The 20270-nt window shown below is 45.0% G+C and carries 13 protein-coding genes and 2 pseudogenes; 7 read left to right on the forward strand and 8 right to left on the reverse strand.

The window, feature by feature from the left end:
- The first annotated feature begins 7 nt into the window (after positions 1–7).
- Entirely contained in the window at positions 8–2284 is a 2277-nt protein-coding gene (gene clpA, locus J4728_RS00445) for an ATP-dependent Clp protease ATP-binding subunit ClpA (RefSeq protein WP_000934064.1), read from the forward strand.
- Positions 2285–2495: 211 nt separating this feature from the next.
- Here the strand turns inward: clpA and J4728_RS00450 are convergent, their stop codons facing one another.
- The 3 genes and pseudogenes from J4728_RS00450 to J4728_RS00460 all read right to left on the reverse strand — a co-directional run bounded on the left by J4728_RS00450 (position 2496) and on the right by J4728_RS00460 (position 3743).
- The gene (locus tag J4728_RS00450; RefSeq protein WP_001117984.1) at positions 2496–2693 is read right to left on the reverse strand and encodes a hypothetical protein; all 198 of its coding nucleotides are present in this window, start codon (positions 2691–2693) and stop codon (positions 2496–2498) included.
- Positions 2694–2854: 161 nt separating this feature from the next.
- A pseudogene (locus J4728_RS00455) lies at positions 2855–3208 on the reverse strand (tyrosine-type recombinase/integrase); the annotation flags it as partial.
- Between the two features lie 130 nt (positions 3209–3338).
- Entirely contained in the window at positions 3339–3743 is a 405-nt protein-coding gene (locus J4728_RS00460) for a hypothetical protein (RefSeq protein ID WP_208210861.1), read from the reverse strand.
- Between the two features lie 91 nt (positions 3744–3834).
- Between J4728_RS00460 and J4728_RS00465 the strand changes: the two genes are divergently transcribed.
- Both J4728_RS00465 and J4728_RS00470 read left to right on the forward strand, forming a co-directional pair.
- A complete protein-coding gene (locus J4728_RS00465; RefSeq protein ID WP_208210864.1) occupies positions 3835–5067 on the forward strand; it encodes a tyrosine-type recombinase/integrase in 1233 nt (410 codons plus the stop codon).
- Positions 5068–6001: 934 nt separating this feature from the next.
- Positions 6002–6958 (forward strand): ArdC family protein, encoded by a 957-nt coding sequence (locus J4728_RS00470; RefSeq protein ID WP_208210867.1) that lies wholly within the window; start codon positions 6002–6004, stop codon positions 6956–6958.
- Between the two features lie 141 nt (positions 6959–7099).
- On the opposite strand, the gene J4728_RS00475 is transcribed toward J4728_RS00470, so the two are convergent.
- The gene (locus J4728_RS00475) at positions 7100–7711 is read right to left on the reverse strand and encodes a flavin reductase family protein (RefSeq protein WP_208210870.1); all 612 of its coding nucleotides are present in this window, start codon (positions 7709–7711) and stop codon (positions 7100–7102) included.
- Between the two features lie 398 nt (positions 7712–8109).
- On the opposite strand from J4728_RS00475, the gene J4728_RS00480 reads away from it, so the two are divergent.
- The 4 genes from J4728_RS00480 (at position 8110) to J4728_RS00495 (ending at position 13735) form a co-directional block, all read left to right on the forward strand.
- The gene (locus J4728_RS00480; RefSeq protein WP_088759998.1) at positions 8110–9564 is read left to right on the forward strand and encodes an MFS transporter; all 1455 of its coding nucleotides are present in this window, start codon (positions 8110–8112) and stop codon (positions 9562–9564) included.
- Positions 9565–9688: 124 nt separating this feature from the next.
- Positions 9689–10408, forward strand: coding sequence for an oligogalacturonate-specific porin KdgM family protein (locus J4728_RS00485; protein ID WP_077950582.1), 720 nt, complete (start codon positions 9689–9691; stop codon positions 10406–10408).
- 12 nt (positions 10409–10420) lie between these two features.
- Entirely contained in the window at positions 10421–11530 is a 1110-nt protein-coding gene (locus tag J4728_RS00490; protein WP_313896398.1) for an N-acetylneuraminate epimerase, read from the forward strand.
- 99 nt (positions 11531–11629) lie between these two features.
- The gene (locus J4728_RS00495; protein WP_243771234.1) at positions 11630–13735 is read left to right on the forward strand and encodes an exo-alpha-sialidase; all 2106 of its coding nucleotides are present in this window, start codon (positions 11630–11632) and stop codon (positions 13733–13735) included.
- 270 nt (positions 13736–14005) lie between these two features.
- Here J4728_RS00495 and cybC read toward each other — a convergent pair whose 3' ends face one another.
- The 4 genes and pseudogenes from cybC to J4728_RS00515 all read right to left on the reverse strand — a co-directional run bounded on the left by cybC (position 14006) and on the right by J4728_RS00515 (position 19594).
- Complete coding sequence (cybC, locus tag J4728_RS00500) at positions 14006–14392, reverse strand: cytochrome b562 (RefSeq protein WP_208210873.1); 387 nt, start codon at positions 14390–14392, stop codon at positions 14006–14008.
- Positions 14393–14530: 138 nt separating this feature from the next.
- A complete protein-coding gene (gene katG, locus J4728_RS00505) occupies positions 14531–16750 on the reverse strand; it encodes a catalase/peroxidase HPI (RefSeq protein ID WP_208210876.1) in 2220 nt (739 codons plus the stop codon).
- A 368-nt stretch (positions 16751–17118) separates the two neighbouring features.
- Positions 17119–17849 (reverse strand): annotated as a pseudogene (gene mobC, locus J4728_RS00510) (MobC family replication-relaxation protein).
- Between the two features lie 8 nt (positions 17850–17857).
- The gene (locus J4728_RS00515; RefSeq protein WP_208211180.1) at positions 17858–19594 is read right to left on the reverse strand and encodes a type IV secretory system conjugative DNA transfer family protein; all 1737 of its coding nucleotides are present in this window, start codon (positions 19592–19594) and stop codon (positions 17858–17860) included.
- Positions 19595–20270 lie beyond the last annotated feature (676 nt).

Here is a 20270-nt window from a genome sequence, read left to right on the forward strand (position 1 = left end):
GGTGCCTATGCTCAATCAAGAACTGGAACTCAGTTTAAACATGGCTTTCGCCAGAGCGCGCGAGCACCGTCATGAGTTTATGACCGTCGAGCATCTGTTGCTGGCGCTGCTCAGCAACCCATCGGCTCGCGAAGCGCTGGAAGCATGCTCCGTGGATCTGGTGGCGCTCCGTCAGGAACTCGAAGCCTTCATTGAACAAACCACACCCGTACTGCCTGCCAGTGAAGAAGAGCGTGATACGCAGCCGACGTTAAGTTTCCAGCGTGTCCTGCAACGTGCCGTCTTCCACGTTCAGTCTTCCGGGCGTAGTGAAGTGACTGGCGCGAATGTGCTGGTGGCTATCTTTAGCGAACAGGAATCACAGGCGGCTTATCTGCTGCGTAAGCATGAAGTGAGCCGTCTGGATATCGTGAACTTTATTTCTCACGGGACGCGAAAAGACGAACCGAGCCAATCTTCCGATCTCGGCAATCAGCCAACTGGCGACGAACAAGCTGGCGGGGAGGAACGTATGGAAAACTTCACGACGAATCTTAACCAACTTGCTCGCGTGGGCGGCATCGATCCGCTGATTGGTCGTGAAAAAGAACTGGAACGCGCGATCCAGGTCTTGTGTCGTCGCCGTAAAAATAACCCGCTGCTGGTGGGGGAATCCGGCGTTGGCAAAACGGCGATTGCCGAAGGGCTGGCCTGGCGTATCGTGCAGGGCGATGTGCCGGAAGTGATGGCCGATTGCACCATTTACTCTCTGGATATCGGTTCGCTGCTGGCGGGCACCAAATACCGTGGCGATTTTGAAAAACGGTTTAAGGCGTTGCTGAAACAGCTTGAGCAGGATACCAACAGCATCCTGTTTATCGATGAAATCCATACCATTATCGGCGCTGGCGCGGCGTCGGGCGGACAGGTGGATGCGGCAAATCTGATTAAACCGCTGCTTTCCAGCGGCAAGATCCGGGTGATCGGCTCAACGACCTATCAGGAATTCAGCAATATTTTTGAGAAAGACCGCGCATTAGCACGCCGTTTTCAGAAAATTGACATTACCGAGCCTTCGGTGGAAGAGACGGTGCAAATTATCAACGGCTTGAAACCTAAGTACGAAGCGCACCACGACGTGCGTTATACCGCGAAAGCGGTGCGTGCGGCGGTCGAGCTGGCGGTAAAATATATCAATGACCGCCATCTGCCGGATAAAGCCATTGACGTGATTGACGAAGCGGGCGCTCGGGCGCGTCTGATGCCGGTGAGCAAACGTAAGAAAACGGTCAACGTGGCGGATATTGAGTCCGTAGTGGCGCGAATTGCGCGAATTCCTGAAAAGAGCGTCTCGCAGAGCGATCGCGATACGCTGAAGAACCTGGGCGATCGTCTGAAAATGCTGGTCTTCGGCCAGGATAACGCGATTGAGGCGCTGACCGAAGCTATTAAGATGAGTCGTGCCGGTCTGGGCCATGAGCATAAACCTGTCGGCTCATTCTTGTTCGCCGGGCCAACTGGCGTAGGGAAAACTGAAGTTACGGTACAGCTTTCAAAAGCGCTGGGTATTGAGCTGTTGCGCTTCGATATGTCCGAATATATGGAGCGTCATACGGTGAGTCGTCTGATCGGCGCGCCTCCGGGATACGTCGGTTTCGACCAGGGCGGGCTGCTGACGGATGCGGTGATTAAGCATCCTCATGCGGTGCTGTTGCTGGATGAGATCGAAAAAGCGCACCCGGATGTCTTTAACCTGCTGCTGCAGGTGATGGATAACGGTACGCTGACCGATAACAACGGCCGTAAGGCGGATTTCCGCAACGTGGTGCTGGTGATGACCACCAACGCCGGCGTGCGAGAAACCGAACGTAAATCTATTGGTCTTATTCATCAGGACAACAGTACCGATGCGATGGGCGAGATCAAGAAAGTGTTTACGCCGGAGTTCCGTAACCGTCTCGACAACATTATTTGGTTCGATCATCTGTCTGGCGAGGTGATTCATCAGGTTGTCGATAAGTTTATCGTCGAGTTGCAGGCTCAGTTGGATCAGAAAGGCGTCTCCCTGGAAGTCAGTCAGGAAGCGCGCGACTGGCTGGCGGAAAAGGGCTATGACCGGGCGATGGGCGCACGACCGATGGCGCGTGTGATTCAGGATAACCTGAAAAAACCGCTGGCCAATGAGTTGCTGTTTGGATCGCTGGTTGATGGCGGACAGGTCACCGTCGCACTGGATAAAGAGAAAAATGCGTTGACGTATGGCTTCCAGAGTGCGCAAAAGCACAAGCCGGAAGCCGCGCATTAATCTTCGTTTCACTGCCGTACAAACCGGGCCTTAGCGCCCGGTTTTTTTACGCCGGCTAATAGTTAGCCTGATGGCGTTGTGCTCGCGGTAGGCGGACAAGGCGCTTGTAAATTGCGTCATCATCCGGTAATCGACGGGTCAAATGCGAAAAAAAGCCCGACCCGCTGCGTGAAAAGGGATGCCGAAGCCGCTGTTACCAATGCCAAAAAAACTAATCCTCTTCTCTGAAAAGAGTAGTCTTACACTTAGCACAAAGAATTCTTCTATGATTATCCCATACCTGTATCAAACCAACATCGCTGAATTTCTCGTGACCACAACTGTAGCAGGATATTTTACTCATATTGTGTTTTTTAATATATTCATCTTTGGTTGGAAGTTGCTTCCAGTAGCCTATCAGTCCGGGCATAACCTCTCCTTGAGTGGTTTATGTAATTTGCAAACCATGATAATAATTGCATAAGAAATAGTTCATTATGAAATTATTTCTTATCACATTTTCGAAAGCGAATGCTATTAGCATCACACTTTCTACGTTGTTATCAACGATAATGCTTTCGTACAGGTAGCTTAGCTGTTGGCAGTGCTATACCCCGTCCAATCATCCATCAACGCCACCCGTTTAGGCCATAACGTCCCACGCTGATACGCTGCTTCAGCCTTATCTGCCAACTGGTGCGCCAACGCATGTTCAATAACCTCACGTTGATAATCCGTTGCTTCACCAGCCCACTCACGGAAAGTAGAACGGAAGCCATGTTGCGTTAAGTCGATATATCCCATTCGTTTCAATACAGCCAATAACGACATATCAGAAAGTGTTTCAGCGCGAGGGGCAGGGAATACATGATTGTTATCTTTTAATCGTGGTAAATCTTTTAACAAATCAACAGCAGCATCAGACAGAGGAACTCGGTGCTTTTTTACTACCGAGAGATACTTATGCAAACTTTTCTAAAGCGTTTCAGGTAGGGAAGTAGGGCTGTTTTACACAATCTATAGTAAGTTTGGTGTAGCAACCAAAGGTCCAAAAACAAACCTTTCATCAGGAAAATCACAGTAAAAACAAGAAGTTTAGATACAAAAGCCCGTACTTTCGTACGAGCTCTTTCTTGAAGATGGCGGTGAGGGGGGATTGACTCGCTTTGCTCGCCCCTTCGGGCTGTCTCCTCGCAGGCTCGTCGTCTGTCCAACTGGCTGCGCCGCTACTCAGCCCATCCCTGGGCCTCGCCCCTTCGGGGCCAGAGCAAGCTCTGTTCAAAAACGCTCCCGGCGTTTTTGTGTCGAACCCCGGTCGGGTGTTCTCATCCCCCCTGTAGGGTGGCTTTATGTGAAAAAAAAGCCCGTACTTTCGTACGAGCTCTTTCTTAAATATGGCGGTGAGGGGGACTGCAATGTATGGGTTTGATACAGTCCTATACTGTCCCTCAATGTCATGATCTCTAATGTTTTTCTTCAAAATGCGATCCTGGTTTATCCGCAACAATCCTGATAAAGCGTGCTATTCATGGCATACCATATGGCATACCGGAACGGGGAGGGGATCATTTATGACATTGTTAACTGATACAAAGGCAAAGCGTATCAAACCGGATGACAAGCCGTTAAATCATGGGGGTATTACTGGGCTTGCTCTCCATCCTTCATCATCAAAAGGACGGGGGAAGTGGGTATTACGGTATGTAAGCCCGGTTACCCAAAAACGACGAAATGCCGGATTAGGGTGCTATCCGGAAATCAGTATCGCTTCAGCGGCGAGTCTGGCACAGACTATGCGTGAACAACTGGCTGTGGGTGATGATCCGCTTGAACTGAAAAAGGCAGAATCAAACAAAATAGTCATACCGACATTTGAAGTTGCAGCACGCATGGTTCATGCCGAGCTTTCTCCTGGATGGAAAAACAAGAAGCACATTAAACAGTGGCTTTCGACTCTCGAGCAATATGCATTCCCGTCACTTGGGAATAAAACTCTGGATATCATTACACCCGCTGATGTGGCAGAAACACTTCGTCCATACTGGCTTACGTTACCTGAGACGAGCTGTCGGGTCAGGCAGCGTATTCATACAGTGATGGGATGGGGCTGGGCTCACAGGCATTGCGCTGCAAATCCTGTTGATGTCGTTGGTCATTTACTTCCTTCACAAGCGAATGCCAGTGTGCGGACAATGCATCAACCCGCCATGCCCTGGCGGCAACTGCCTCGCTATGTTGCGACAAAGGTTTACAGTGATGAGCGCTATAACGTGACGCGGGCGCTGTTGTTAATCGTTATTCTCACCGGTGTAAGGTCTGGTGAAGCACGTGGTATGACCTGGAATGAAATTGATTTACGCAAACGCATCTGGACACTCCCTCCGGAACGGATGAAAGCAGGTGTCCAGCATCGTGTTCCGTTGTCTTTACAGGCTATTGCGGTGCTTGAAAAAATGCAGGGTTTGCATGACGAACTTGTTTTTCCTTCTCCCAGAAAGCAGATCGTGTTATCGGATATGGTGCTGACTGCTTTTTTGCGTAAGACGGGAGCGGTCAGTGACACTCCTAGGCGTGTGGCTACAGCACATGGCTTTCGTTCCAGTTTTCGCGACTGGTGCAGTGAGTGGGGCTATTCACGAGACGTGGCGGAGAGAGCGCTGGCTCATACCTTGAAAGATAAAGTTGAAGCCGCATACCATCGTACTGACTTGTTTGAACAACGTATTCCGATGATGCAGGCATGGGCTGATTATGTGGTATCTGCGCTCCCTCAGGAACACGAAGTCAATGCTGAATCCAAATAGGGGAAACCGGTTGACTATTAAAGGTGATCGCTTCGGCGATCACCAAATCCAGCCGTCAAATGAACCATCATCAGTTGCCAGTACTGAGCACCCTGATAGTGATATTCAGAATTGAGATAAAAGTTAATAAGCTGACGAAAAGTGAGTTCGATTCCGGGGGGACGTTGATATTTGGATTTACGAATACTTTTCTAGATAATTAATGATGGTAATTACGTTGTGGCATGTTTTGAGTTTAATATTATTTGGTGGTCATAAGAATGCCTGGGGATTTATAGGGACTCATAAGGACATATAGGGATACCTAGAATCGGGTATCATTCAGTTATCTAATGAATTGAATTTCATCCTAAATTCCTTTTTGTAAAAACCCGCAGTATGACCTGTTTTTAATATGTAAATAAAAATGCTGAGATGCTACAAACAAAGAATTGGGTTCGGTTCCCTGTTTAAATCTGACTCTTAGCGAGATTTCCGGGGTGATGGCTGAAATTCAGTCAATGAGGGGGCAATGGTTACTAATGTGAAATGTGGCAGGTTATGATCCTAACCGCCCCCCAACTCCAACTCCAATTCCAACTCCAAACCCAAACCCAAACCCAAACCCAAACCCAAACCCAAACCCAAACCCAAACCCAAACCCAAACCCAAACCCAAACCCAAACCCAAACCCAAACCCAAACCCAAACCCAAACCCAAACCCAAACCCTTTCACCACTGCGGAATAAGAAATACTAAGTCCGGGTATACCCGTCGTGATTTTCTCCACCGCGTTTTTCTTCTTCCTGTCAGCTTCCGGTAATCGTTCCCCGTCACAACCTGTTCTGCAAGGGTATATAAACACTGCGCGCCCTTGCAAAACAGAACGATGCCGGGGCCTCGAACCGTCAGGCGACACGAAGACGAAAATCACTCAACTGACGGAGAAAATACCATGGCGATGAACCTGCATACCCGGACAAGTATTTCTAATTCCGCAGAGGCGACCAGCGTATTGCCGCTGGAGCACTCAGGCTCCTCAAAAACGAAATTTTGTAAGGGCAATGATAAAAAAGATATTTATCAGACAGTGACTGAGAGCATTATTGAGGCGCTGGAGTCCGGCGTTAAGCCCTGGGTGTGTCCCTGGAAACGTAATGATACCTTGTCCGGTATTCCCTCTAACTTCGCCACAACAACCGCCTACAGCGGTATGAATATTATGTTACTGTGGTGCAGTGCGGCAAAACAGGGATTCAATGATTCCCGCTGGCTGACCTATAAACAGGCTCAGGCTTTGGGTGCCCAGGTGCGTAAAGGTGCCCGGGGGACCACTGCTATTTTTTATAAAACGCTGGAGAAAGAAAACGAACAGGGAGAGCCTGAGAAGATCCCAATGCTGAAAACTTTCACAGTATTTAATGTGGAGCAGATTGACGGTCTGACGCTGAACAGTGAGGAGTTGATAACTCAACCCGTGTCTGAGTTTGATCCGTTGCCCCAGGTTGAGGCGCTTTTTCAGCGTAGCGGGGCGAAAATCACTGAACGTGGACAACAGGCGTTTTTCACTCCGGTAACGGATGAAATTTATTTACCTGAACGCCATTTATTTACTGATGCTGCAAATTTTTATGCCACAGGATTACATGAGCTGACCCACTGGAGCGGCGGAAAAAAACGCTTAAACAGGGAAATGAAAGGAAAATTTGGTTCAGAAGATTATGCCTTTGAAGAATTAATTGCGGAATTAGGCTGCGCTTTTTTAATGGCTGATCTGAACGTATCCGGCGATGTTCAGCATGAAAGTTATATAGCGTCATGGTTAAAAGCACTGAAAAATGATAAGCGCTATATTTTCAAAGCCGCCAGCGCTGCCTCTAAAGCACATCGTTATCTGATGGATAAACGTTGAGTTTAAAGGGAATGCACAAACCTGCATTCCCTTTTTTACTTGTTAATAAAATCCATTAAAATCTGGCGGCAACAAATGTATTTGTTACCGCCCGTAATTCTGCGTACCGCAGAATTATATTCTACAGAACAAAGTAAATAATCATTCATGGCATCTGAAGTTTTTCCCTAAATGCTCTCCTGATGAAAAATAATGGCGAAAAATATAATATAATGGTTTCCACTCTTCGACGTTAAATGTGATTTTACCATCATTGCAATACAGTAATTTTTCAGAAACGTGGGTGCGTATTATCCGGGCCTCCATTGAGACCATCTCTTCCGTGTATTCTCCCAGGGACATACCTCTGACAACCCGGGCTTCAATCTGAACCGGACATTCTTTTATTCTTCCGGGACCGACATCCAGGCTGTTAACTTCTGTCAGATCGCTACATAAAAATTTATTTTTTTCAGAACGATATCCCATTTTTTTTTTAATATCAGGTACATGTTCCTTTCCGGTTATATCAGCCATCGCCTCAACATGTTCCCATAGTCTGGCATCGGGAATGTTCAGTACAATATCAGCATTCTGTTGTAAATTCTCATAGCACTTACCTGATTTACCGAGTCCAAAAATGATGCTTTTACCCAGAATCCACCATGAAGATATCGGTGACAGATTTGTCGTTCCGTCAGCGTTCTGGCTGGATACAATCGCGACGGGCGTTCCAAAATAAAGTGAAGAAAAATTAACCTGTTGTGTATTCATTTTAGTCTCCTTCAATGTGGAAGTTTCTGAGTATAGCCTTATCCGGAACAGAATAATTCGCTACGGAACGAATCGTCAGTAAGGGAAATCGAGTTGTTTTTATTTCCTGAAAACTCATTAAATATTTCCTGATCGTTCCGGATATAATGAGGGGGGCATATCTGGAATATAAAAACAGATGCCTGTCACATTATTTAAAACATGATAATTTCATAGTGTTTTTGATTGATGGTTATAAGTTGCTGGTAATTATTAGTTTATTGACTTAAATATATATTTTAGATCGTTACGATCGAAACAATTTGTTTTACATGATATGCCTGCGTCTATTTTCTGGTGATTATTGTTTTGCCTGGTATAACAGGTACACAGGTCTCTCAGGGGTAAGGTGTGTAATTATGGCAGATAATGAAGTGTGGTATCGGTGTCTGAATCGTACACAGTGGAGGGCATTTTTTGCCGCATGGCTGGGCTACCTGCTTGATGGTTTTGACTTCGTACTGATTGCGCTCGTGCTGACAGAAATACAGGGAGAATTCGGACTGACGACAGTTGAGGCGGCCAGTCTGATTTCTGCTGCGTTTATTTCCCGCTGGTTTGGTGGGCTGATGCTTGGTGCGCTGGGGGACAGGTATGGCCGCCGTCCGGCAATGGTCATCAGCATTGTTCTGTTTTCTCTCGGGACGCTGGCATGTGGTCTGGCTCCGGGATACACCGTTATGTTTATTGCCCGGCTGTTTATCGGTATGGGAATGGCGGGTGAATATGGCACCAGTGCAACTTATGTCATCGAGAGCTGGCCGAAGCATTTACGTAACAAAGCCAGCGGATTTCTGATTTCCGGGTTTTCTGTCGGCGCCGTGATTGTGGCTCAGGTTTACAGTCTGGTCGTCCCGCTATGGGGATGGAGGGCATTATTTTTCATCGGTATTCTGCCGATTATTTTTGCATTGTGGTTACGTAAAAGTATTCCCGAAACGGAAGACTGGAAAAAAAGAAAGTCAGAAAGTGTCCCCGTACTGACGATGGTTGATGTTTTATACCGTGGTGAGTACCGGGTTGTGAATATTCTGATGACTGTCGTTGCCGCAGTCGCTTTATGGTTCTGCTTTACCGGAGAACTGCATAGTGCAGTGATTATCTCAGGGCTGGGATTAATATGTGCCGCTATTTTTATCAGCTTTATGGTGCAGAGCAGCGGAAAGCGCTGGCCGACAGGCGTAATGCTGATGGTTGTCGTGCTGTTTGCTTTTCTGTACTCCTGGCCGATCCAGGCACTTTTACCCACTTACCTTAAAACTGAACTGGGCTATTCGCCATCCACTGTGGCAAACGTTCTTTTTTTCAGTGGTTTTGGGGCTGCGGTGGGATGCTGTGTCGGTGGTTTTCTTGGTGACTGGCTGGGAACCCGTAAAGCCTATGTATACAGCCTGCTGGCATCACAATTCCTGATTATTCCGGTATTTGCCATTGGTGGCTCCAGTATATGGCTTCTCGGATTTTTACTTTTTTTCCAGCAAATCCTGGGGCAGGGTATCGCGGGAATACTGCCGAAACTGATTGGCGGGTATTTTGATACGGAACAAAGAGCTGCCGGACTCGGATTTACCTATAACGTCGGGGCACTTGGTGGCGCTGCTGCTCCCGTTATTGGGGCACTTATCGCGGAACGCCTGGACCTGGGAACTGCCCTGGGATCTCTTTCATTTGGTCTTACTTTCGTTGTGATTTTGTTGATTGGGTTTGATATGCCGTCACGTGTTCAGCGCTGGTTACACCCGGATGCGATACGTACACACGATGCCATTGATGGTCGCCCTTTCAGCGGCGCAATAACGCGTAACGTGAAGTAAAAATAAAAGCTAATCAGATGTGAATATTTATATAAGGGGGCACCCATTCAAAAAATACCCGTAATTTTTATTACAGCACATAACAAAAATACAACTGTTTTTCTTAATTAAGGATGGTAAAAAAATGAATCAGTTAAAGGCAATGGCATCGGGAGCCGTTTTATTACTGACGGCAGTACCCTTAACATCTTATGCACTGACATTTGATGCCCGTGGAGGATACCGTAGCGGTAGTCATGCATATGAAACCCGTCTTAAAGTCAGTAATGGATGGGAAAATGGATGGTGGGGCAGTCTGGAAACGGATAGCTGGAATGGCGTTCATAATAATTCGAATGAAGTTATAGGGTTAAGTTATAATGAGCTGGAAACAAATTATACTATAAAACTCGATGATAAATGGTCACTGAAGCCCGGAATGCTGACGCACTGGAGTAAAGCCGGAACCCGTTTCGGACCCTATCTGAAACTTTCTTATGACGTGAATCCGGATCTTAATCTTGGTATCCGGTACCGCTATGACTATAACGTATATCGCTCAACCGACCTTGACGGAAATAACGCAAGGGCCAATCAGCACCGCTGGGATGGTTACGTTACTTATCGTATCAATGATCTGTTTACGGCGGCGTGGCAGACAACAGTTTACACTTATCAGAATGATTTTCATTATAACAATCATAAAAAATGGGCGACAGAAAATGCGTTTGTCCTGTTATATAAAATGTCAAAAAACATCACGCCTTATATAGAATATGATTACCTGGATCGTCAGGGAGCCTATAACGGAAGAGATAATATTCCTGAAAACAGTTATCGTGTCGGCGTGTCATTTAATCTGTAAAAGGAGAGCATTGTGTTAAAGAAAAAAATTACCGGAGTTCTTATAATGGCCGCATCTTTTGCGGCTGGTGCATCGGTATTGCCTCCACTCCCTGTCCCGTTTAAAAGTGGTACGGGAGTCATTGACGGGAAAGTTATCTATGTGGGCCTCGGGAGTGCCGGGAAAACATGGTATAAGCTGGATACGGGATCACCGGAGAAGAAATGGGAACCTGTTGCCGAATTTCCTGGTACACCGAGAGAACAGTCCACATCCGCTGTCATCAATGGAAATATTTATGTTTTCGGTGGTGTGGGGAAAAATGAGAACGGTCTTACGCAGGCATTTAATGATGTTTATATGTATAACCCGTCAGAAAATGTGTGGCGTAAACTGATGTCCCACAGCCCGCTGGGGATGGTGGGACATGTGACATGGGTACATGATGGCAAAGTTTTCACCACAGGAGGCGTAAATCAGAATATCTTTAATGGATATTTCAGCGATGTTGCCCTGGCTGACGGGAATAAAACGTTACTTGATGGCATTAACAAAAACTATTTTGGTAAATCAGCAGGTGATTACCTGTACAGCAATACAATTCTGACTTTCGATCCGGATTCATCACAATGGCATTATTACGGAATGTTACCCTTCCACGGAACTGCCGGGGCCACTCCCGTAGTTAATGGTGACAGCATCATTCTGATTAATGGTGAAGTTAAGCCGGGTCTCAGAACGGATGAGGTTATTGCAGGGCAGTTTAAAAATAAAGGACTGGTCTGGAAGAAACTCTCCCCGGTGTCTTCACCTGACGGTGTGGCGGGGAGCTTTGGCGGAATGAGTCATGGCGATATTATTTTTGCCGGAGGTGCTTATTTCCCCGGAGCAAGGAAGAATTACAGCCAGGGAAAATTTTATGCGCACCAGGGACTGAAAAAAACGTACAGTGACAAAGTTTATCTGTATAAAAAAGGAACATGGTCAGATGCAGGTACTTTGCCGGAAGGAATTGCGTATGGTGTGTCACTGCCCTTGGAAAATGGTTTACTCATGATTGGAGGGGAAACAGACGGGGGCCAGGCAACAACAGGTTCTGTATGGCTTGGGGTTAATAACAGTCATCTGGAAATTAAAAAATAAACATAATGATAAGGTGATATCCACAAGAAAGTGGATATCACCTGCGTTGTATTATTTAACCTTCTGATAAATAAAACCCTGCTAAAATGAGTGTGCAAAATGAAAATCAACAAGCTGATATTATTCGGATTTTTTATTACTCCTTATTCTGATGCTTCAACAATGATGGGAAAATTACCTGTTAATGATGGATGGCACAGTCCTCAACAGATCTTTTCACAGCATCAAAAGACGAGTACGAATGCTTACCGAATTCCGGCGATCACGGCCACGACTCAGGGGACGGTAATTGCTGTAAGTGATGCCAGGGCAGATGGTACAAGCGATATTGGTTTAAATAAAGATGTGCATTTCGGATACAGAATATCTACTGACGGAGGAAATACCTGGAGTCATGAACAGGAAGTAATTCCGGATATTAAAGGGAAACATCAAATTTCAGATCCGGCTATTGTACATAATACTGATACAGGCAGCACATTCCTTTTTGGATTTTACAATGACAGGTTTATTACAGCGAAACCTGTCAGTAATAATTCTGATTTTTTTATGTTTAAATCCGATGACGGAGGAAAAACCTGGGATAAGGGAGTAAGCCTGTATAATCTGGCTCCTCCTGGATATAAGTATATTTTACAGGGACCCGGCTCTGGAATGTATTATAAAGGCACTGTTTATATTGCGGCTCAGGCATGGCATAATGATAAGGATAATATAAACGGGGGAACAACAGCCACTTCCGGGTTTATTTACTCAACGGATAACGGGAAAACCTGGTCTTCTGCATGGCTGCGTCCCGACAGTCAGATTAACGGGAAGCCGGGAACTGATGGTTTGCCGGATATTACTTCTGAAAGCAGTATTTTCCATCATGACGGATACATCTATTTGTCAGCCAAACCTGAAACACGGCGGGAAGTTGAAAACAGGATTGTATACAGAACTAATAATAACGGGGAAACCTGGGCGAGAGTGAAAGAGGATTTTCTGCCTGATAATGTCTCACGTGCGGAGACCAGTTCACTCTCTCTTGACGATAACGTCTATCTGGTTGGTTATACAACACAGACAAAGAGAGCTGGCCGGGATGGTGTCTGGATCACAACAAATACTGGCCGGAGAATTCAGGTTTTTGATGCGCCGGTTAACGGTTATACTTCACTGGCGCAGGACGAGAATAATCTTTATATTTTATTTGAAGGTCAGGGGGATATGTATTTTCAGCGATATGATATTTCTTCCAGGGATTATGCAAATTTGAATGCTGTCATCCTGAACCGGAGCGATGATTTATTCTATATCCAGGATAAACTGAGAGGGAATACCTCATATATAAAGGGATCTTATGGTAAGAATGATTCATCCGGCGCTGAGTTATTTTATGCGAGTGACCGGGTTAAGTTTGGTATATTTCATTCAAAACAAACTAATAACAGTAAGCATGTTTACGGGACTGTCAACTATTCTAATGATGATACATCATTTTTACTGTCTAAAGACCACGTTGTTTTTCCCGGTGATAATATTTTTGTCGGATATCAGAACAGCGATATTGATTATGTGAATAAATCGCATAATGATGTTTCGTCCTGGCTTGCTGGTTATTCTTTGTCACATGATTTTGACTGGTTGACTTATGGTATTAAATTAAATGGTATTTACAGCCGTAATGATTTTTCACGAAATCATTACGAAGGTCTGGGTCGTACAGCCACATTTGATTCTTATAGTCTGGCGATTAAAAATCAATTATCCAGAGAGTTTCATTTTACAGGGAATGTAAAAACAAATATAGAATCCGGATTAAATACCACTTACTTTAATCATTCCGGTTTTACTGAGAAAGGTGGGAATGGCTGGAATAATGTCACGCTTGATAATTCAGGGAACTGGTCAAATCAAATTTATGCAAATGCTGAAATTAGTAAAATGTTTGATATTTACCGTAAAACAGAACTGACGCTGACCGCCAGCGTTATGTACCAGTATGAGTTAATGAATTCTGACTCATGGGCTGAAAATTATACCGTTCTCGATTCTCACCGGGTAATGTCTCCCCCGGTAAAAAAACACAGTGGTGGCTTAACGACCGGATTTTTAAACGCTGCGGTTAATATAAACAGACAGACTGATATTGTTGCCGGGGTATCTTTAAATACCGATGGCGACAATATGGTCGGGGGGACTGTCAGGTATACCTTCTGATTTTTTGATATTATATTCTGACATTAGTTAAAAAAGATCGCCAGAAGTTGTTGGGTTATACAAAGTATTATCAGAAATAGTGTGTTGAACCGAAAAAGGGAGTGCAATGCAATATAAACTGCCGGAAAACAACGAATATTATTTCAAAATTTAGGTAGATGAGCAAATCCCCTGCATCTTAGATGACTAAGTGACAGGGGGACTAATTCAGCCAACATACCTGCAACTTGAAGTATGATGGGTATAACCTCTTTTAATAAGATATCGAAATTAGCGATATTTACTGTGATATATATCACGTGTTTGTTTTATCTCAGTGGCTATCTTCTGCGCTTCTTTAATTTTTCCTTCACTGGTCAGTTTCCTTGCTTTGTCAATCTGTCCAATTAAAATATTCAGGCCATGGCGATAATCTTTCATCTCCACAGTATCTGTTGATTTTCCCTCAAGTTTTGGTGGCGTAGATTTTTGAGCATCAATTGCTGCATTACGCATATTCTCCAGCGAGATTTTCATTTTTGCAGCGTCAGTTGTAGTCTGAACAACGCCAAGATTTTGTGCAAGGGTATCCATATCAACATCTAGGTCCGCAGCAAATACAGATGCAGACCCTGTAAACAACATTCCCATTGTCACTATCGTAAATATTTTTTTCATTAATCTGCTTCCTTTATTTAATTTGTAAATGATAAAATATAATCAGTGATTACAATTTTTTGCTCTCCCTGATACCCTCTGTCGTTATCATCAGGTCTGAACTGGATGGGTTTTATTTCCATCCAGTTTTTTTACTGGTTACATTTTTCTCAGGTCGAAACGATCAAGGTTCATTACTTTTGTCCATGCGTTGACAAAATCATGGACAAATTTCTCGTGAGCATCATCTGAAGCATAAACCTCAGCAACCGCCCTGAGCTCGGAATTAGAACCAAATATGAGATCTACCGGGCTGGCTGTCCACTCGAGTTTTCCTGTTTTACGATCAAAACCATCGAAATAACCCTGATTTTTGGTGGATTTAGTCCATTTTGTTGACATATCAAGCAAGTTAACAAAGAAATCATTACTCAGAACACCGGGATTACGAGTTAATACGCCGGCGTGGGAATTACCAGAATTCGCACCTAATACCCGAAGCCCGCCGATAAGAACAGTCATTTCAGGTACTGTAAGTTCCAGTTTATTTGCACGATCAACTAACAGTTCCGTGGGTGATTTCTTATTTCTTTTTGCATCATAATAGTTACGAAACCCGTCTGCTGTTGGCTCCAGCACGGAAAAAGAGTGAATATCTGTCTGTGACTGAGATGCATCTGTCCGACCGGGAGTAAAGGGGACATGAATGTCATATCCAGCCCTTTTGGCAGCATCCTCAATTGCAGTATTTCCCCCCAGAACAATAAGGTCAGCCAGTGATACTTGTTTGCCATCAGTCCTGTTCTTATTAAAGTTGCTTTGGATGTTTTCCAGGGTTTTCAGCACATGGTTAAGTTCTGCCGGATCGTTGACCGCCCAGTTTTTTTGTGGTTCCAGACGAATACGGGCTCCATTATCACCTCCACGGAAATCAGTTCCCCGAAACGTGGAGGCCGAAGCCCATGCTGTTCTGATTAACATTGAATCTGACAGTCCTGACTTAATTATTTTCTCTTTCAAGGACATAATGTCTTGATTTTCAATCATTTTATATTCAGCAACAGGGAGCGGATCCTGCCAGATAAAATCTTCTTTTGGTATCTCTGCTCCAAGATATCGTGCCTTTGGCCCCATATCTCTGTTCGTCAGTTTAAACCAGGCTCGGGCAAAAGCCTGTTTAAATTCTTCAGGATGTTCCATAAAGCGTCTGGATATTTTTTCATATGCCGGATCAACCTTAAGGGCAATATCTGTCGTAAACATCATTAAAGGATGAAACTTTGACGGATCAGCTGCATCAGGAACGATATTTTTTGCATCTTTTGGTTTCCATTGCCATGCACCAGCCGGACTTTTTGTCAAAACCCAGTCATGTTTGTACAGGTTATTAAGATATTGCATTGTAAAATGCGTGGGATCTGCCGACCATGCTCCTTCTAGACCACTACTTATTGTGTCTTTACCATTTCCTGTTCCGCACTTATTAATCCATCCCAGCCCCTGCTCTTCCACACCAGCTTCTGCCGGGGCTGGACCGACGCATTTTGCCGGAGATGCTGCACCGTGTGCTTTACCAAAAGTGTGCCCGCCAGCAATAAGTGCGACGGTTTCTTCATCATTCATTGCCATACCGGCGAAAGCTTCACGGATATCTTTGGCTGAAGCAAGAGGGTCGGGTTTACCATTTGGCCCTTCCGGATTAACATAAATTAGTCCCATCTGTGTCGCTGCCAGCGGCTTTTCGAGTTTTCCTTTTTTGTCCCTGTTATCCGATAAAAGCTTTGGTCCCGCCCCCCAATAGACTAAATCAGATTGCCAGTCATCTTCACGACCACCGGCAAATCCTAGAGTTTTAAACCCCATAGACTCAAGGGCAACATTCCCTGTCAGAACCATCAAATCACCCCATGATATTTTTTCTCCATATTTCTTTTTTATTGGCCATAAAAGACGGCGGGCTTTGTCAAGGTTAACGTTATCCGGCCAGCTATTTAAAGGCGCAAACCGCTGTTGCCCACCGTCTGCCCCTCCACGCCCATCATAAACCCGGTATGTTCCTGCGCCATGCCATGCCATACGGATAAAAAATGGTCCATAATTACCATAATCGGCTGGCCACCAGTCTTGTGAAGTTGTCAGTAAGGTTTTGATATCTTTTTTTACCGCAGTCAGATCAAGGCTATTAAATTCTTTGGCATAATTAAAATTAGCACCGTAAGGATTAGACTCGACATCATGCAACCGCAGCGAAGAAAGATCGAGTTTTTGTGGCCACCAGAAACTGTCATGTCTGGTTGAACTATCAGCTTGGGCGGTTGGGGCACTGCTCAGCAGAGCTATTGTAATAATCACAGGCAATATCTTTACCTTTGTTCTCATATTAATATTCCTTATGTTTTGTAGGGTTTATACGGCAAAGATAACTTGTTGTATGCAGAACAGTATTACTAATAAAAAAAACCTATTGTTTAAATAGGTATTTTAAATTACATTCGGTAGTCATTGAAAATGCTAGATTTTCTATACTAATCTTAATCTTAATCTTAATCTTAATCTTAATCTTAATCTTAATCTTAATCTTAATCTTAATCTTAATCTTAATCTTAATCTTAGTATCATGAATATTCATCTGACTGAATAGCAAAACGAATACTCGGATCCAGGAAGAGCTATGTGATCGCTTTGCAGTTAATTTCACCTGACTACTTGAATACAGGCTGTTATTTTTAGTCTCCGTTAGTATCTGGCTACTCCAGTTCATTTATCGTGCGGAAGACAAATATTTCGCGGCTTTTCGCGTCGAATGACACCGGAACGTTGTTTCTCATCACTGTTTTGATGGTATCAAACAGCCGGATTAACGATGTTCTGGTTTTATCGTCCGGCATAACATACATGGCGTAGTGCCAGTGTCCGGCATCGCTGGCCGCCAGATGGCTGTTAATGATGTTGATATAGCGGGCGCGGGTTTTCATTGAGCGCTCCGTTTCGACGGCGACGATTGCGCCGTTATCCAGCGTGATAATCCCGTCAGGACGATAGCGGACGTCAGGATAACGCGCCAGAAACTCCCCCCGATCGCCATTAAGCCAGCCCTGCCCGCCTTTCTCTTCCAGTGCAATTCTTACCCGCTGGTTTAACAGTCGATGCTCCAGCGTCCTGTATTTAAGATTACCCGGCTCAAAATAACCGGGGAATACGTTATCGTCAGGCTTTACCACCATCGCCAGCCCCTGCATGGTGATCCCCCATAGTGATTTCTTTCCGGCTATTACCGGGTAGTGATGTTTTATCAGAAACCCCAACGCAACCGCTTTATTCAGTAGCGTATACGTTGGACGGTGACTTTTCCCCCTGAATCCAACAACTTTTTCAGCGTTTTAAAATCGGAGTATGTCTCTTCTTTAAGGAATGTCAGCAATGCAAGCATTTTTCTGTTTGCGGCGTCTTTCCTTTCTGCAACGTTATGAATAAGCATTTCAGTCCTCACAGATTGATTGATGGCTTATTTTCCTGTCTTTCATTTTTATTCGGCGTTGCCTGTTTATACTCAAATGAAAGAAGTTCGATGTTTTCTTTTTTGACCTTAATCTGAAACATCTTTGTAGCTCTGGGGAGTTCGGTTGACGTAAATACAAAACCAACTTTTTCAGGGAGATTTAAAAACATATTACTGTCAACGTAGTAACTTTCTGCCTGTCTTATCATTCGGTCTGTATCCACTTTTTCCGTTAATGATAAATCAGTCCGTATTTTCCTCATTTCATCATCGACCAGGATTGAGCCTGTCATTTTTGCCGCCCATTCTGCTGTTTCGGGATTCTGGATTTTATAAATCAATTTAAATTTCGCGTTTTCAATGACAGCGCCAGTAACCGAATCACCATTTAAGTCAGACGGGCAGTCACGCAGATCGGCTGTCGCCTGAAAAGCCATGAATATATGCACGACTTTATCTCGTGCCGTTCCAAGTCCTTCAAGAGCAGGGCGAGAGAGATGATATTTCAGTTCATTGAGGAAAATAGCAACAGTACGCGGGGTGCTGTTTATTCTGTCCCTGGTCTCTGCTATTTGTATTAGCCGGGTCAGAATCATTCTTTGTGCGGAAATTATCTTTTGATTGCGCGTTGAACCAATAATGTAGCAACAACCACCTTCATCAAAAACATATTTTAATGAAAATCCATTTTTGGCATTAATTGAGTTAACTAAAGCAATTTCTTCCAGTTCACCACAAAATGCGGGTACATCTTCACGTAATGACTGAACAAAGTCAGTGTTAAATAAATCACGAAGCGTCATTCTTTTCTTATAAATTGCTGCTGTGTTTCTGGCCGCCCTGCGATCTTTTATTCGATAAAAATCCGATGCTTCACCTTTTTTCGCCAGACTGAATCCGGCATTAAAAAGTTCCTCCAGTTGTTCATGGGAAATGTCAGCCAGCAAATCAAGCTGGTAATTTAATTTGTTCAGGTTGATGAGTGTGAATTTTTTGCCTGCTTTTTTACATGCTTCCCTGAGTACATGTGGTGCCCATTCATCATCTTTTGGATCTTCCACAAAAACAGCCTCTCCTGAAAGAATAGCCTGGTAAAGCAGAACGGTTGCCGTTATGCCTTTCCCTGAACCTGTTGTGCCGATAATGGCTGCGTGTTGGGTCCTGAATTCTTTCAGGGTTATATATTGTGGCTGGTCATCTTTGTTCAGGCCAATGAATACACCTTTCTTTAAATCAATGTAATCGAGTGGATTATATTCTGTGCTGCCGGGTAACAGCTCTTTTACTTTGCGTACATCCGTTCTGGCTTTTCTCTCCAGCCCGCTTTTCTTAATCATTCGATGTCTGAGGTTGTCAATTTCTCCTGCTAAAAGTCGTCGAACTGTAATATGAAAGATTAATCCTGCTGCCGTAAATATCATGGTCATGATCCATAGCGGAACGCTGAACAGTATGTTGTTGTTGAGCGACTTTAAAAAGTAACTCAGCCCCTGAACTGTAAGCGGTGACAGGGTGCCGGATATAAAAAAGAAGATGGACACACACGCAACCGACTTTAACCAGAACGGGGCGTTCTTTCTTTCCTCGCGGGGAAGGTGGAATATAAAAGGTAATGTAAGACCTGCGAGCAGGGATAATATAAAAGGGCTGTTTTGCAGCCATACCAGGAAAAAGGAAAATGCATCAGCAAAGGCATTCAGCCTTTGCATCAGGTGGGAACCCATATCTGTTTTCTCCATACGAAAACTGACGTGTTGGGCGCAAAAGATGGGAGCAGCGCATGGGAGCGTAACCCCGCTCCCATGTGATGCTCCCATAATATGCTCCGATGAACAGGCAAAAGGCGTTGATCGCCAGTGGTGATCAGGCCCGTTCTCCGCGCTTTCAGAATACAGCCGACCCGTGGTCGTCTGTCCTCTGAAACGCCCGAATGACGGGCAACGGCGTGTGCCATTACGTTCGGGCTGGACGCCCTAACTGCATGACACATGGGGGTAATGTCCCGGCTGGACGCCGGGCCAAAACCCCCAAAGTCAAAGGCGGCACACCGTCCTGCGCTACGCGCGACCAACCCCTTTAAGACGCTGCGTTTAGCCTGTTTTTCCTCGCTGGCTCGAAAAAACGGGAACGCTGCTTTAAAGGGGTTGGTCGCGCCTGGTCGGTAATATCCCCCGCCGGGGCGGGTCATATTACCTGGCTGCGACGGTGTGCGGGGCAGGCCCCCCACAAAAAACGGCACGTGGGCGTGCCTTTTTGCTCGCCGGGGCGGCAAAATTTTTGCGGCTCCCCCCGGCCTGCTCAATTCGCTGTGGGCGAATGTTCGCAGGTGGGCGCGGTTCCTTAAAATTAGCAATTTCTTCGAAATTGAATTTTCTTTCCGCGTACCACTTCCTTATTTTT

Origin of the sequence: Salmonella sp. 32070601201500089SM (assembly GCF_017573605.1) — a bacterium.
GTDB classification, from domain to species: Bacteria; Pseudomonadota; Gammaproteobacteria; order Enterobacterales; family Enterobacteriaceae; genus Salmonella; species Salmonella enterica.